This is a genomic window from Nocardioides sp. LMS-CY (assembly GCF_018732145.1).
Classification (GTDB): domain Bacteria; phylum Actinomycetota; class Actinomycetes; order Propionibacteriales; family Nocardioidaceae; genus Nocardioides; species Nocardioides soli.
In genome coordinates this window covers 1,424,486-1,439,118 of the sequence record NZ_CP076104.1, presented here as the reverse complement: position 1 = coordinate 1,439,118, position 14,633 = coordinate 1,424,486, and the positions used below count along the sequence as shown (strand labels likewise).

General features: G+C 73.5%; 15 protein-coding genes. 5 read left to right on the top strand and 10 right to left on the bottom strand.

Annotation, left to right across the window (positions count from 1 at the left end):
- Positions 1 to 13: 13 nt before the first annotated feature.
- The 3 genes from KM427_RS06865 to KM427_RS06855 are packed head-to-tail and all read right to left on the bottom strand — an operon-like array spanning position 14 to position 2,047.
- A complete protein-coding gene (locus KM427_RS06865) occupies positions 14 to 565 on the bottom strand; it encodes a mycothiol transferase (protein WP_215526731.1) in 552 nt (183 codons plus the stop codon).
- Positions 565 to 927, bottom strand: a complete 363-nt coding sequence (locus KM427_RS06860; RefSeq protein WP_183591280.1) for an STAS domain-containing protein — start codon at positions 925 to 927, stop codon at positions 565 to 567. Before KM427_RS06860 ends, KM427_RS06865 begins: the two co-directional genes overlap by 1 nt.
- Before the next feature lie 40 nt (positions 928 to 967).
- Positions 968 to 2,047 carry a DNA polymerase domain-containing protein gene (locus KM427_RS06855; RefSeq protein WP_215526730.1) on the bottom strand — a complete coding sequence of 360 codons (1,080 nt, stop codon included), beginning with the start codon at positions 2,045 to 2,047 and terminating at the stop codon, positions 968 to 970.
- A 143-nt stretch (positions 2,048 to 2,190) separates the two neighbouring features.
- On the opposite strand from KM427_RS06855, the gene msrB reads away from it, so the two are divergent.
- Positions 2,191 to 2,595, top strand: coding sequence for a peptide-methionine (R)-S-oxide reductase MsrB (gene msrB / locus KM427_RS06850; protein WP_215526729.1), 405 nt, complete (start codon positions 2,191 to 2,193; stop codon positions 2,593 to 2,595).
- A 7-nt stretch (positions 2,596 to 2,602) separates the two neighbouring features.
- On the opposite strand, the gene KM427_RS06845 is transcribed toward msrB, so the two are convergent.
- Both KM427_RS06845 and hemQ read right to left on the bottom strand, forming a co-directional pair.
- Complete coding sequence (locus KM427_RS06845; protein WP_215526728.1) at positions 2,603 to 3,241, bottom strand: hypothetical protein; 639 nt, start codon at positions 3,239 to 3,241, stop codon at positions 2,603 to 2,605.
- Between the two features lie 198 nt (positions 3,242 to 3,439).
- Entirely contained in the window at positions 3,440 to 4,168 is a 729-nt protein-coding gene (gene hemQ, locus KM427_RS06840) for a hydrogen peroxide-dependent heme synthase (RefSeq protein ID WP_183591293.1), read from the bottom strand.
- A gap of 85 nt (positions 4,169 to 4,253) precedes the next feature.
- On the opposite strand from hemQ, the gene KM427_RS06835 reads away from it, so the two are divergent.
- Positions 4,254 to 5,117 (top strand): AraC family transcriptional regulator, encoded by an 864-nt coding sequence (locus tag KM427_RS06835; RefSeq protein ID WP_215526727.1) that lies wholly within the window; start codon positions 4,254 to 4,256, stop codon positions 5,115 to 5,117.
- Positions 5,118 to 5,123: 6 nt separating this feature from the next.
- Here KM427_RS06835 and KM427_RS06830 read toward each other — a convergent pair whose 3' ends face one another.
- From KM427_RS06830 to hemG, 4 genes are all read right to left on the bottom strand, one after another.
- A complete protein-coding gene (locus KM427_RS06830; protein WP_215526726.1) occupies positions 5,124 to 5,789 on the bottom strand; it encodes a response regulator transcription factor in 666 nt (221 codons plus the stop codon).
- Positions 5,786 to 7,843: a sensor histidine kinase gene (locus KM427_RS06825; RefSeq protein ID WP_215526725.1), complete on the bottom strand. Its 2,058-nt coding sequence runs from the start codon at positions 7,841 to 7,843 to the stop codon at positions 5,786 to 5,788. The genes KM427_RS06830 and KM427_RS06825 overlap by 4 nt, the downstream gene beginning before the upstream one ends.
- Before the next feature lie 7 nt (positions 7,844 to 7,850).
- A complete protein-coding gene (locus KM427_RS06820) occupies positions 7,851 to 8,561 on the bottom strand; it encodes a hypothetical protein (RefSeq protein WP_215526724.1) in 711 nt (236 codons plus the stop codon).
- Between the two features lie 145 nt (positions 8,562 to 8,706).
- On the bottom strand, positions 8,707 to 10,065 hold the full coding sequence (hemG, locus tag KM427_RS06815) for a protoporphyrinogen oxidase (RefSeq protein ID WP_215526723.1): 1,359 nt from the start codon (positions 10,063 to 10,065) through the stop codon (positions 8,707 to 8,709).
- Positions 10,066 to 10,125: 60 nt separating this feature from the next.
- Here hemG and KM427_RS06810 point away from each other — a divergent pair, with 60 nt between their 5' ends.
- On the top strand, positions 10,126 to 11,076 hold the full coding sequence (locus KM427_RS06810) for a DUF4349 domain-containing protein (protein WP_215526722.1): 951 nt from the start codon (positions 10,126 to 10,128) through the stop codon (positions 11,074 to 11,076).
- On the opposite strand, the gene hemE is transcribed toward KM427_RS06810, so the two are convergent.
- On the bottom strand, positions 11,061 to 12,116 hold the full coding sequence (gene hemE / locus KM427_RS06805) for a uroporphyrinogen decarboxylase (protein WP_215526721.1): 1,056 nt from the start codon (positions 12,114 to 12,116) through the stop codon (positions 11,061 to 11,063). The genes KM427_RS06810 and hemE overlap by 16 nt on opposite strands.
- A gap of 70 nt (positions 12,117 to 12,186) precedes the next feature.
- Between hemE and KM427_RS06800 the strand changes: the two genes are divergently transcribed.
- Both KM427_RS06800 and KM427_RS06795 read left to right on the top strand, forming a co-directional pair.
- On the top strand, positions 12,187 to 12,825 hold the full coding sequence (locus KM427_RS06800; RefSeq protein ID WP_183591300.1) for a DUF3000 domain-containing protein: 639 nt from the start codon (positions 12,187 to 12,189) through the stop codon (positions 12,823 to 12,825).
- 4 nt (positions 12,826 to 12,829) lie between these two features.
- Positions 12,830 to 14,077: an HRDC domain-containing protein gene (locus KM427_RS06795; RefSeq protein ID WP_215526720.1), complete on the top strand. Its 1,248-nt coding sequence runs from the start codon at positions 12,830 to 12,832 to the stop codon at positions 14,075 to 14,077.
- Positions 14,078 to 14,633 lie beyond the last annotated feature (556 nt).

Below are 14,633 nucleotides of genomic sequence, written 5' to 3'. Positions count from 1 at the left end.
CTAGGGCATCGGCCTAGGCCGACCGCACGTCGCCGAGCTCGACCGCGATGTCGAGGTGGCCGGCGTGCCGGGCGTACTCGGCCAGCACGTGGAAGCAGATCCACTCCAGCGTCGGCGGGTCGTCGGCGAACCGGCCTCCCGGCGCGGCGGTCGCGTCGAGCGGGAAGTCTCGCAGCACGCCGCGGGTCCGCTCCCCGATCCGCTCCAGGCGCTCGACGAGCTGCTCGGCGGTCACGTCGTCGGCGACCGCCCAGCGCCCGTCGGCGGCCTCGTCCCACGGCTCGTCGACGGTCCAGTCGCCCCACGGGTCGTCGACCGAGTCCCCGAGGAAGCCCCAGACGAACCAGCGCTGCTCCATGTGGAGCACGTGGCTGAGCAGCTCGATCGGCGTCCACCCCGACGGCACCAGCGTCGTACGCCGCCGCTCCTCCGGCAGCGCCAGGACGGTCGCCGCGAGGTCGGCGCGGACCCAGTCGAGGTACGCCGCCCAGCGCGCTGCTCCGGCCGGACCGCCCTTCGCGGGCTCGGCGTCGTCGCGCGAGACCCGGTGGTCGTCCGTCGCCATCAGGGTCCTTCGGTCGCGGCCGTCACCGACGCGTGGATCTCGAACACCTTGTCCAGGCTCACCATCTCGAGCAGCCGGAGCGCCGGGCCGGGTCCGCAGACCAGACCGATCTCGGCCTCTCGGCTGGCCAGCCAGCGCCGCGCGGCGACCAGCGTCCCGATCCCGGTCGAGTCCATGAAGGTCACGCCGTCGAGATCGACGACGACCCGCGGCTGCGAGCAGAGCACCGGGTCGAAGAGCACCTGCCGGAGCCGCGAGGCCGTGAAGACGTCGATCTCCCCGCTGACGGTGACCACGGTGTGCCCGTGCCCGGACCTGACCCCGATCTCGAACGGACGCTCGGTCGTCGCCGTGTGATCCACGAGACAGACGGTACCCCGACGGCGGCCGTCCGGAACGTGCTCACTCGATCCGGTTGCCGGCCTCGTCCCAGTGCTCCGCCACCTTCTTGCTCGGCTGCACCCGCGGCGGCTCCCCCGGCATCTTGGGGTAGTCGGGCGGGAAGTTCAGCTCCCCGCCCGGGAGCTCCTCCCAGAGTCGCAGCAGCGGATCGAGGGAGTACGCCGTCTCGTCGATCGTGGCCCACGGGTCACCGTCTCGGACCCGATCGGGGACGGTGAAGAGGTTGTACTCCCGCGGGTCCCTCACGCCGGCGAGCTCGTCCCAGGTCATCGGTGTCGAGACGGGGGCACCCGGCAGCGGGCGCAGGGAGTACGCCGAGGCGATGGTCCGGTCCCGGTTGTTCTGGTTGAAGTCGACGAAGATCCGCTCGCCGCGCTCCTCCTTCCACCAGTCGACGGTCACGCCGTCGTCGCGCCGGGCGAGCTCGCGGCCGAAGCCGATCGCGGCGTGCCGGACGTCGGTGAACTCCCAGCGCGGCTCGATCCGCACGTAGATGTGCACGCCCCGGTTGCCCGAGGTCTTCGGGTAGCCGCGCAGGCCGAGCTCCTCGAGCAGCTCGCGGGCGACACCGGCGACCCGGACGGCGTCGGCGAACGTCGTACCGGGCTGCGGGTCGAGGTCGATGCGCAGCTCGTCGGGGTGGTCGGTGTCGGTGCGCCGTACCGGCCACGGGTGGAAGACCAGCGTGCCCATGTGGGCGCACCAGACCGGCACGGCGATCTCGGTCGGGCAGATCTCGTCGGCGGTGCGTCCCGAGGGGAAGGTGACCTGCACGGTCTCGACGTACTCGGGCGCCCCCTTGGGCACCCGCTTCTGGTAGAAGGCGTCGGCGTCCTTGTCCTGCGGCCCGGTGGCGAGCTTCATGCCGGGCCGGACACCGGAGGTCCACCGCTCCAACGCCGTCGGCCGGTCGCGGAGCGCGCGCATCAGCCCGTCCTCGACGCTCGCGAAGTACTCCGCGACCATCAGCTTGGTGACCTCGGGCGTGGTCTCGGTCGCCTCGTAGATCACCCGGTCGGGACTGGACACGCGGACGGCACGGCCGCCCGCCTGGACCTCGGCCGCGGGGGTCTTCGCCATGCGTCGACCCTAGCCCGGCACGACGGAGGAGTGCCGGGCGTGGGGAGGCAGGTCGAGCAAGCCTGCGAGGTCGCAACGGCGCGTCGAAAGCTCACGGTAGCGGGCCGTGAGCCCGCCCCACCCCCACGACGTACGCTGAAGGCATGGCCTACAACGTGTCGAAGACCGACAAGGAGTGGCGCGAGGAGCTCACGCCTGAGGAGTACGCCGTCCTGCGCCAGGCCGGCACCGAGCGGGCGTTCGTCGGCGCGTACACCGACACCGAGACGACGGGCGTCTACCGCTGCAAGGCCTGCCAGGCCAAGCTCTTCGAGTCGGACACCAAGTTCCACTCCGGCTGCGGCTGGCCCTCCTTCTACCAGCCGATCAGCGACACCATCGAGTACCTCGAGGACAACTCCCACGGGATGAAGCGGGTCGAGGTGCGCTGCGCCAACTGCGGCTCGCACCTCGGCCACGTCTTTCCCGACGGCTACGGCACCCCCACGGGCGACCGCTACTGCATCAACTCGATCAGCCTGACCTTGGAGCCGGCGGACCAGCAGTGACGCGAGGTCACTCCTCGTCGACGAGCGCGCCGGTGACCACGACGACGGCCTCGCCGTAGGTCCGGTCCGCCCACTGCTGCAGCGAGCCGTCGTCGTAGGTGACGTCCACGACGACGCGCGGCCCGGTGACGTAGGCGTCCTGGGCGCCGGGCAGCTCCAGCACCTCGGCCTGGATCCGCTCCAGCTCGGCCCTGCTCAGCTGCTCGGCCGGCTCGGGGTAGGTCGGCTCGGCGGCCGGCATCGCGTCGTACAGCGCGGCGGGGACGGCGCTGGTCACGGTCAGCCGCTCGCCGTCCCAGGTGCCCGTGACGGCGAACTGCCCCCACCGGGTCGCGCCCTCCCGCTCGAAGACGCCGCGCTGGGCCGCCCAGTCCCAGCCGACCAGCTCGGGCCCGTCGCACTGCGGCGGGTGGGACTCCCGGACCGGCCCCAGGCAGAGCTCGGGGGTGCCGGTGTCGATGACCGTGGCGAGCGTGCGGGTGTGCACCGGGCCGGGGGCCGCCGGGGTCGCGGCGGGCGGCGCGGCCGCCGTCGGCCGGTCGGCGGAGGTCACGGAGTCGTCGGTCGCGGTGGCGTCGTCACCGCTGCCGCACGCGGTCAGTGCGAACAGCGCGGCGGCGGCGAGGGCGATCGTGGTCTGCATCATGGCGGTACGACGACGCACCGGCCACGTCGGTTCCCTGCTAGATGAGTAATTCCAAGGGATCGTGCAAGCGAGCGGCGCTCAGCGCCGCTCCGGCAAGGCGCCGATGCGTCGGCAGACTGGACGTCTTTCAAGTGTCGGCAACGCCGCCGGAGCGGATGATGAGCGTCGCGCAGCGTGCGAGGCCTTGGAATTAGTCATCTAGGGCAGGCGGTCGACCAGCTCGGCGACGTCGACCCGGGCGCCGGTGTAGAACGGCACCTCCTCGCGCACGTGCCGACGGGTCTCGGAGCCCCGCAGGTGCCGCATCAGGTCGACGATGCGAGAGAGGTCGTCGGCCTCGAACGCCAGGATCCACTCGTAGTCGCCGAGCGCGAACGACGGCACCGTGTTGGCGCGCACGTCGGGGTAGCCGCGCGCCATCTGGCCGTGCTCGGCGAGCAGTCGACGGCGCTCGGCGTCGTCGAGCAGGTACCACTCGTAGGACCGCACGAAGGGGTAGACCGCGGCGTACGCGTGCGAGCGCTCGTCGGCGAGGAACGCCGGCAGGTGGCTGCGGTTGAACTCCGCCGGCCGGTGCAGCGCCATCTGCGACCAGACCGGCGCCAGGCGGGTGCCGAAGCGGGTACGACGCAGCCGGTGGTACGCCGCCTGCAGCTGGTCGGCCGAGGCCGCGTGCCACCAGACCATCACGTCGGCGTCGGCGCGCAGGCCGGCGACGTCGTAGACGCCGCGGACGACCACGCCGTCGGCCGCCAGGTCGGCGAGCAGCTTCTCGAGCTCCTCGGCCTCGGCGGCGCGGTCGGCGTTGTCGCCGAGCCGCTCCTCGAGACGGAAGACCGACCACATCGTGTACCGGATCGTCTCGTTCAGCTCGTTGATGCGAGCGGCGTTGCTCTTGATCTCGGCCTGCGGGTCGGTCTCGCTCATGCCCCTATTGTGCAAGGCGCCCCCCGATCGCAGCGGGCCGGGATCATCGGGCGTGACCCGCACCGCACCGCCTAGGTTCGGAGCCATGATCACCGAGCTGAACCGGCTGGTCGCACTCGTCGAGGAGCGGCTCACCGACGGCCTCGACGTCGGTGCGCTCGCCCGGGCGCTCGGCACGACCGAGCACCACCTGCGGCGGATGTTCGCCGCGCTGGCCGGCATGCCGCTCTCGGAGTACGTACGCCGGCGCCGGATGACCGTCGCCGCCGCGGACGTGATCGGCGCCGACGACGATCTGCTGACGATCGCCGTGCGCTACGGCTACGGCTCGACCGAGGCGTTCGGCCGTGCCTTCCGGTCCGTGCACGGCAGCGTGCCGGCCGAGGTACGCCGCGCCGGCGGTCCGCTCCGGTCCCAGCCCCGCCTCACGTTCCGTCTCACCGTCGAAGGGAGCACCCCCATGGACACCCGCATCGTCGACCGGCCCGAGTTCCGCCTCGTCGGCCACGCGTTCCGCGTGCCGTTGATCTACGAGGGCGTCAATCCGCACATCCGGCAGCACATCGAGTCCCTCGCCCCCGAGCAGCACCGGCGGCTCAAGGCGCTCTCGGACACCGATCCGGCCGGCATCCTCGCCGTCACCGCCGACAGCGAGCCCGACGCGGCCGAGGGCTCGATGCTGACCTACCTGCACGGCGTCGCCGTCACCGGGGCGGTCCCCGACGACCTCGACGCCGTCGCGGCACCGGCGGGCTCGTGGGCGGTCTTCCGCACCAGCGGCGCCTACCCGCAGGTGCTGCAGGAGACCTGGGCGGCCACCGCGACGCAGTGGTTCCCGTCCAACCCGTGGCGGCTCCGTCCGGGCCCCTCGCTGGTCGCGATCCTGGAGCACGCCGACGACTTCGGCACCGCCACCGCCGAGCTGTGGCTGCCGATCGAGCCGGCGTGACGGAGCTCAGTCGCGGCCGTAGCCGGCCTCCCGCGCCTTGATGATCGCCTCGGCCCGGCCGGCGGCGTGCAGCTTGGCGTAGACGCCGGAGACGGCGTTGCGGACGGTCTTGTTGGAGACGTAGAGCTCGGCCGCGATCGCGTCGTTCGACCGGCCCGCGGCGAGCAGCCGGAGCACGTCGCGCTCACGATCCGTCAGGTCCGGGAACGGCTCGGGCTCCTCCGCCCGCGTCGCGGCCCCGGAGAAGTACGACGACACGCGCGCCGCCAGGCTCGCGCCGAAGACCATGCCGCCGGTCGCCGCCGCGCGGATCGCCGTCTGCACCTCGTCGGCCCCGGAGCCCTTCAGCAGGTAGCCGCTCGCACCGGCGCGGATCGCGCTGAGCACGGTGTCGTCGTCCTCGTTCATGGTCAGCATCACCACCCGGACACCGGGCTGCCGGCCGGTGATGTGCCGGGTCGCCTCGATGCCGTCGAGGTGCGGCATCTGGATGTCCATCACCACGACGTCGGGCTCGGTCTCCGCGATCACGTGGATCGCGTCCCGGCCGTCGGCGGCCGCGCCGACGACCTCGATCCCGTCGAGGGCGCCGAGCAGGCTCGACAGCCCCTCACGCACGATCTGGTGGTCGTCGACGACCACGACGCGGATGTCGCTGGACGGATCGCTCATGGGGTGCTCCTCAGGGGCAGCCAGGCGCGCACGACCGTGCCGCCCGAGGTCGGGCAGGTGATCTCGCTGCGGCCGCCGAGCTCGGCGGCCCGCTCGCGCAGCCCGACGAGACCGACGCCCGCCTGGGCCGACGGTGCGATGCCGACGCCGTCGTCGGCGACCTCGACGAGCAGCGCGTGGTCGGCGACCTCGAGCCGGACGGTGCAGGTGCTGGCCCGGGCGTGCCGGGCCGCGTTGGTCATCGCCTCACCGGCGATCCGGTAGGCCGCGACCTCGACCGCGGCCGGCAGCGAGCCGAGCTCACCCGCCACGACCGTGGCGGCCGGCTCGAGCAGCTCGCCCTGCTGGCGCAGCGCGCCGGCCAGGCCACGGTCGTCGAGCGCGGGCGGCCGCAGGTCGTGGACGAGACGGCGTACGTCGGCGACGACGTCCTGCACGTGCCCGCTGACGCCGGCGATCTCGCGCTCGGCGGCATCGGGGTCCTTCGGGACGAGCAGCCGCGCGGACTCGAGCTGGAAGACCACGCCGCTGAGCGCCGGGCCGAGCCCGTCGTGGAGGTCGCGGCGGATCCGGCGCCGCTCCTCCTCGCGCGCGGTGACGAGGCGCTCGCGGCTCTCCTGGAGCTCGTCGGCGAGCCTGCTGGTGCGCGCGGCGGTCGCGGCCTGGCGCACCAGGTCGCCGAGCAGCTCCTCGTCGCGGCGCGACAGCCGGCTGCGCAGCCCGCGGGCCGGCAGCACCAGCCTGCCGACCTCCGCGTCGCGGTAGGTGATCGGCAGCGCGCGGGTCTCGGCGGGACGGTCGCCGTACGTCGCGAGCAGCCGCTCGCCGTTGCTGCGGTCGACCTCGACGCTGACGAACCCCACCCCGAACGCACTCGCCACCGACCGGGCGACGACGGCGAGCTGCTCGGCGCCCTCCTCGGTCGACTCCAGCGTCGAGGCCAGCCCGGCCACGACGTCGTACGGGTTGGCGCGGTCGCCGAAGAGGGACCGCCGCACGCCCCGCGACAGCCGGTTGCGCAGCGGTCCGTAGAGCAGCACGGTCGTCAGCAGCACGACCAGCACCACCTGCGACTGGGCCATCGCGTCGTCGAGCACGAGCGTGATCGCCGCGACCACCGCGAAGTCGATCACGACCAGCACCAGCGCGAGCAGCGAGAGCAGCACCGTGCGGCCGAGCAGCTCCTCGATGGGGACCAGCCGCGGGTTGACGACGGCCACCGTCATCGCGATCGGTGTCAGCACGATGCAGACGAAGAACACGACCGCCGTCAGGTCGCCGAGCTCGAGGAAGAGGGTCACGACGATGGTCGTCGCGGTCACCAGCGCACCCCACAGCAGCCAGCGCAGCTGGTCGCGCTCGGTGCCGCGGGACCGGCGGTAGCGGTGCACGACGACGCCGACCGGCACGATGAGGCCGATCACCGTCAGGGCCTGGAGGCCGCCGGTCAGCACGCCCGCGATCGGCTCGAGGGCCCAGACCGTGGTCCAGTCGGGATCGACGCCGGGCATCAGGCGGCCGGTGGGCTGGTCGTACGGCGTGACGACGAACGCCAGCGCCCCGACGACGAGCACGATCATGCAGACCCAGCTCGCCGCTCCCCACGGCCCGCGCGGGAACCGGCCCTCGGGGAAGACCAGCGGCAGCACCACGATCGTCGCCGGCAGCAGCGAGGTGAAGCGTGCGAGGAACCAGACCGCGAAGGTCATCGCGGGCAGCGCGTGGTCGGTGACGAGCCCGAGGCGGACGTAGGCCTCGGACAGCCCGTCGAGGGACCAGAAGAGGCCGACCGCGCCCAGGGTCCAGCCGATGCCGCGGTGGCCGGGGTGGCGCAGCACCACCGCAGAGAGGACCGCGAGGATCAGACCGATCAGGCCGGTGCCGACGCCGTGACCGATCTCGATCTCGGCGCCGAACGACCACAGCATCGGCTCGCCGTACGACCTGCTCTCGAAGACGAGGATGCCGACGAGGCAGGCCAGGCAGAGGACAGGCAGCACGACAGCGACCGGCCAGGCGGCCGGTCGCTGCGCGGTGCTGTCGGTCGGATTCACCGGCACATCATGACCGGTACGCACGGTCGCCGAGGGCGAAACCGAGCGCGGCGACGAGGACCAGCAGCGGCCCGGTCGCGCCGGCCATGTACTGCGCCGGCGAGACGCCGATCACGACGGTGAGACCGCCGAGCACCAGGCCGGTGCGGCCGATCCAGCGCGGGACGGCGCCGGCGCGGCTCGCGGTGAAGGTCGCGAGGCCGGCGAGGCCGGCGAGCACCCAGCACCACGGGATCGTGCCGGTCCAGTGGTTGAACATGACCGCGTTGACCGGCTCGATCATCTGCTCGTCGGCGCCGATGCCGAAGACGAACTCGGTGTCGAGGCCGCTGCCGATCACGGCCACCACCGCGGTGCCCAGCAGGCCGCCGAAGGCGACCAGCGGGGCCGCCGAGCGATCGCCGAGGCCGTCGCGCAGGCGCCGGAACAGGCCGGCGGCGAACACCACCAGCAGCAGGGCGCCGACCACGGTGAACACGTGGAACGCGAGGATCTGCGGGGTCTGGTCGGCGAGCTTGTCGGCCATGCCCTGCGGGTCGCCGAACAGGCTCTTGTCGTACACCGCGTCGATCATGCTCGACGAGACGATCGTGCCGATGCCGGCGAGGCCGGCTCCGATGCCGGCGAACGCCCACGAGCGGGAGGCGCCGGCCGGGCGCGGGGTGACGGTGGAGACGTCCGATCGGACGGGGTTGTCGGTGGTGACGTGGGTGGTCATCTCGGTGCCTTCTGTGAGTGGTTCCTGTCGATGACCACAGGCTGGCGGGCCGGTTGTCCCGGCAGCCAGGGACAACGGGGCAGACCCGATACCCAGCGGCACAGTGGTTGTTCCCGGCACCCGGGAACGACCACATCGTCACTGGCTATCCCTCAGTGACGAGCTCTCGGGCGGCGCGGTGGGCGGAGGCGATGACCGCGGGGATGCCCACCCCGTCGTAGGCGGCACCGCAGACGGCGAGGCCGGGTACGCCGGCGACGGCCGCCCGGGCGCGGGCCACCCGGTCGAGGTGGCCGACGGCGTACTGCGGGAGGCCGCCGCCCCAGCGCTGCACGTGGGTGTCGACGGGCGCGGCCGCGACCCCCACCGCGTCGCGGAGGTCGGCGAGCGACCAGGCGACCAGCTCCTCGTCGGTGGCCTGGAGGGCCACGGCCTCGCCGTACCGACCGAGGGAGGTGCGCATCAGCAGCAGCCCGGCGCCGGCGCGGCGCACCCAGCCCCACTTCGAGAAGGAGAACGTCGCCGCCTTGATCCGGCGGCCCTCGACCGGCGGCACCAGGAAGCCGGAGGAGTCGGTCGCGTCGAGCGTCGGCACGTCGGCGGCCCGGAAGGCGAGCGTCACCACCGCCATGGACGCCGACTCGATGCCGGCCAGCACCGCCGCGGCGGTCGGCGCGACCGTCGACAGCAGCCGGGCCGTCGGCGCGGCCGGCGTCGCGAGCACCACGGCGTCCGCGGTGACCGGCACCGCGGCGGTGGTCGGCCCGACCACCAGCTCGAAGCCCCCCGCGGCGGTGCGCCGCAGCTCGCGCACGGTGGCCCCCGTGCGCACGGTCAGGCCGGCGGCCAGCGCCTCCGGCAGCCGTCCCATCCCCTCCGGGATGCCCGCGAAGACCGGCGCGTCGTACGTCGTGGGCACCGCGCCGGCCGCCTCCAGCACCGACCCCGCCGAGGCGTAGGCGACCAGCTGCGGGACCGCGGCGCGGGCGGAGATCAGGCGGGCGTTGCCGGCGTACACCCCGCCGAGCAACGGCTCGACCAGCCGGTCGGTGACCTCCGCGCCGAAGCGGCGGTCGACCAGCTCCCCCACCGAGATGTCGTCGGCGATGCGCTCGGGCGGCAGCGTCGGCTCGAGCCGCACCCGCTCGACGCCCTCGGGCGTCAGCACACCGGACGCCGCCAGCTGGGCGAGGTCGAGCGGCACGCCCATCAGCGAGCGCGGCAGCGGCCGCAGCGCGCCGCGGGTCCAGATCCGCGAGGAGGCGACCGCGGGGTGCTCGATCGGCAGCCCGAGCTCGCGGGCCAGCGTCACGCCCTCGGGGCGCCGGTTGAGCATCGCCTCGGCGCCCACGTCGACGTGCACTCCGGCGACCGAGGTCCGCAGCAGCTTGCCGCCGACCCGTGGCGACGACTCCAGCACGACGACGTCGTGCCCCCCAGCGACCAGGTCGCGGGCGGCCGTGAGGCCGGCGACCCCGGCGCCGACCACGACCACGCTGACCACGCGCCCACTCTCCCAGACCGGATCCGGAACCGAGCCGGCGCGGGTCGCGTCCCAACGGACATGGCCCGCTCACTCACCCGTTCGCTCTCTCCGACGGTGGCCGGCACCGCGCTGCTGGTCGCCCTGGTCTTCGCACTCACCGGCTGCTCCTCCGACGACCACGACGAACGGGACGACGCGGCGTCGGGCAGCACCGCCGCGCTGGACGCGCCCGCCGCGGACGCCCTCGAAGGCGCTGCCGACGCGGGCGGCGACGCCGCCCGGGGCCCGGACGCCGCCGCGCGGAGCGTCGCCCAGGAGATCCCCCAGGCGGTGATCCGCAAGGGCAACGTCGCACTGCGCGCCGACGACGTCGGACGAGCGCAGATCGAGGTGCGCAAGGTCGTCGACCGCCACGCCGGAGAGGTGACCGAGGAGAAGACGCAGTCGGACGACGACGGCCGGCCGACGTACGCACGGATGGTGCTGCGGATCCCCTCCGACGACTTCGGCGAGGCGGTCGAGGGGCTCAAGAAGATCGGCGAGCTCGAGTCCGCGAGCACCAACGAGGACGACGTGACGACGCAGGTCATCGACGTGCGGACCCGGCTCCAGGTGCAGCAGCGCAGCATCGCGCGGATCAGCGTGCTCTTCCAGCGGGCCCAGAGCATCCGCGACATCATGGCGATCGAGTCCGAGCTGTCGCGCCGGCAGGCCGACCTCGAGGCGCTCCAGCAGCAGGAGGCCTACCTGGCCGACCAGACCTCCCTCTCGACGATCGTGGTGAGCATCGACCGGACCCCGGCGCACCAGACGAAGCCCGAGGAGGACGATCGGGGCTTCCTGGCCGGACTGTCGGCGGGCTGGGGAGCGCTCGCGACGTTCGCGGTCGGGCTGGCGACCGCCGTCGGCGCGCTGCTGCCGTGGGTCGTCGTGGTGGCGGTCGTCGGCGTGCCGGCGCTGCTGCTGGTCCGGTCGGTACGCCGCCGGACGGCGGCCCGGCCGGCCGAGCCCGCTCAGTCGAGCGAGTAGCCCTGCACGAACTCGGTCAGCCGCTCCAGCTGACCGGGGTCGGTCGTCGGCAGCACGCCGTGGCCGAGGTTGAAGACGTGGCCGCGGGCGCTGCGGCCGGCCTCGATGATCTCGGCGGCCCGGGCGGTCATCACCTCGGTCGGCGCGAAGACCAGGGTCGGGTCGAGGTTGCCCTGCACGCCGCGGTCGCCGACCCGGGTGATCGCCTCGTGGAGGGGCGTGCGCCAGTCGACGCCGACCACGTCGGCGCCGGCCTCCCCCATCAGACCGAGCAGGTTCGACGTACCGACCCCGAAGTGGATCCGCGGCACGCCGAGCTGGCCGGCCCGGGCCAGCACGTCGGCGGAGTGGGGCATGACGTGCTCGCGGTAGTCGCCCGGGGTCAGCGCGCCGGCCCAGGAGTCGAAGAGCTGCACCGCGGACGCGCCGGCGGCGACCTGGATCTCGAGGTAGGCGGCGGAGATGCCGGCGATCTTGCGCATCAGCGCGTCCCAGACGTCGGGGGCGCCGAACATCATCGCCTTGGTCTTGGCGTGCTGCTTGGAGGGGCCGCCCTCGACGAGGTACGACGCGACCGTGAACGGCGCGCCCGCGAAGCCGATCAGCGGCGTGCCGCCGAGCTGGTCCACGAGGTCGCGCACCGCCTCGCTGACGTAGGGCACGTGGTCGGGGGTCAGGTCGGGGATCGCCGCCACGTCGGCGAGCGTGCGCACCGGCCGGTCGACGACCGGCCCGACGCCGGGCTTGATCTCGAGCTCGACCCCGACCGCCTTCATCGGCAGCACGATGTCGGAGAAGAAGATCGCGGCGTCGACGCCGTACCGACGCACCGGCTGGAGCGTGATCTCGGTGACCAGCGCGGGGTCCATGCAGGACTCGAGCATGCCGACGCCCTCGCGCACGGCGAGGTACTCCGGCAGCGACCGACCGGCCTGCCGCATGTACCACACGGGCGTGTGCCGCACCGGCTCTCCACGGAGCGCCTTGAGGAAGGCGCTGTCCCTGAGTCGCTCGGAGACACGGTCGTTCGCGGCCTGCATGTGCGAATCCTCCCAGGTCAGTCGGCGTGTTCGCACATCCACGACGCTCGGACCGACCTACTGTGAACCCATGGTGGTCGGTCAGGAGACACACCCGAGCACGGGTGCGGGCGCGGCGCCGGCGGAGTTCCGCGAGGCCGTGGCCACCATGCACGCCGCCCGCCTGCGGCCCGAGGTGCTCTGCGAGGAGATGCCCGCGCCGCAGCGCATCGCGCCCTGGGCCTCGGCGCTCTCGGCCGACGTCACCGTCGACGGGACCGACATCGGGACCGGCCGGATCATCCTGCTGCACGACCCGGCAGGCAACGACGCCTGGTCGGGCACGTTCCGCTGCGTGGCGTACGCCCGGGCCGAGGTCGACCTCGAGCTGATCACCGACCCAATGCTCGCCGCCGTGGGCTGGACCTGGCTGACCGAGGCGCTCGACGAGCACAGCGCGTCGTACGTCGCGGCCTCGGGCACGGTGACCCGGGTCGCGACCGAGAGCTTCGGCGGGATGGCCGACGAGGGCGGCACGGCGCAGATCGAGATCCGGGCGTCCTGGACGCCCGTGGTGCCCGACGACGCCCCGGACCTGGCCCCGCTCGACCTGGCGCCGCACGTCGAGGCCTGGGGCGAGCTGCTCTGCACCGCCGCCGGGCTGCCGCCGGTCCCGCACGGCGTGGCCGTGATGCCGAGCCGGCGCGGACAACGGGGCGGCGGGCGCTGACCCGATGTCCGACGACGACGAGCCGACTCCCCCTCCTCCGCTCCTCACGCTGCGCGACGGCCTCCCACCCGTCGTCCAGACCGAGCCCGCCCTGGCCGACGTGGGCGCCGCGATCGCGGCGGGGACCGGCCCGGTGGCGATCGACGCGGAGCGCGCCTCGGGCTACCGCTACTCCTCCCGCGCCTACCTCATCCAGCTACGCCGGGAGGGCGCCGGGACGTTCCTCGTCGACCCGATCGCCTTCGAGTCACTCGAGCCGCTCGAGCGGGCGCTCGACGGCGCCGAGTGGATCCTGCACGCCGCGACCCAGGACCTGCCGTGCCTCACCGCGGTCGGGCTGCACCCGTCGGGACTCTTCGACACCGAGCTCGCCGGGCGCCTGCTCGGATATCCGAAGGTGGGGCTCGCGACACTCGTCGAGGAGCTGCTCGGCTCGCGCCTGGCCAAGGAGCACTCGGCGGTCGACTGGTCGACCCGGCCGCTGCCCGCGCCGTGGCTGGAGTACGCCGCCCTCGACGTCGAGGTGCTCGTCGAGCTCCGCGGCCTGCTGGGCGAGAAGCTCGAGGAGAGCGGCAAGGCGGAGTGGGCGCGCCAGGAGTTCGACCACCTGCGCGGCTTCGAGCCCGCCGCGCGCACCGAGGCGTGGCGGCGCACCTCCGGGGTGCACCGGGTACGCGGCCGACGAGCGCTCGCCGCCGTACGCGAGCTGTGGGAGGCCCGCGACCAGATCGCCGCGCAGCGCGACGTCACCCCGGGCCGGATCATCCCCGACTCCGCCATCGTGATCGCCGCCCAGGCGCTCCCGACGGACCGCGAGTCCCTCCTGGGCACCAAGGGCTTCCACGGTCGCGGCGCCGAGCGCTACGCGTCCCGTTGGGTGGCCGCGCTGCAGCGGGCTGTCGAGATGGACGAGGCCGACCTGCCGACCCGCAACCCCCGCGGCAACGGCCCGCCGGTCCCCCGCGCGTGGGCGGAGAAGGACCCCGTCGCCGCCCGCCGGCTCTCCCGCGCTCGCGAGGCGATCTCCGCCCGCTCCGAGGAGCTGTCGGTGCCGGCCGAGAACCTGCTCACCCCCGACTACCTGCGCCGTACCCTCTGGACGCCACCCGCCAGCCGCGACGCCGTCCAGCTCACCCCGGCCGTCGCCGACCAGCTCGCCGGGTACGGCGCGCGCCGGTGGCAGATCGAGCTCACCACCCCCATCCTCGTCGATGCGATCCTCACCGCCGAGGACGACACCGACGCCGGCTGACGGGCCCCGCAGCGGTGCGTCAGGCGGCGTAGTCGATGACGAAGTCGGGTGTGGAGGTCGCGCCGATCGGGGCGGGTGTCCGCAGCTCCAGCCGTTTCCCCGGCCGCCCGGGGAAACGGCGAGACACGCCGACGACCCGCCGGCGTGGTCAGGCAAAGCGAGGGCGACACGCCGGGGAGTGACGGCGTGTCGCCCTCGCTTTGCCTGACCGCCCCACAGTGCGCCCCCGGGAGCTCCAGCAATGGGGGCGACAGCGACGCCCGGACCGGCGATCGTTGGGCGAAGCCGGTGGTTTCGAGGCTCGGGCCTGACGGCCCTCGCACCTCAACCACCGTGGACCCGGCGACGGTGGTTGAGGAGGTTGCGCTAGCAACCGTCTCGAAACCACCCCTCACGCCGAACCGACCACAGGTCGGCGTCCTCCCGATACGGCACCCGCACTCGTGCCGCGGGGAGGGCGCCGACGATCGCTCGCGCGGTACAGGTGGTTTCGAGACAGGCGCTAGCGCGCCTTCCTCAACCACCTGGGCGCGCCTTCCTCAACCACCGCGGACTC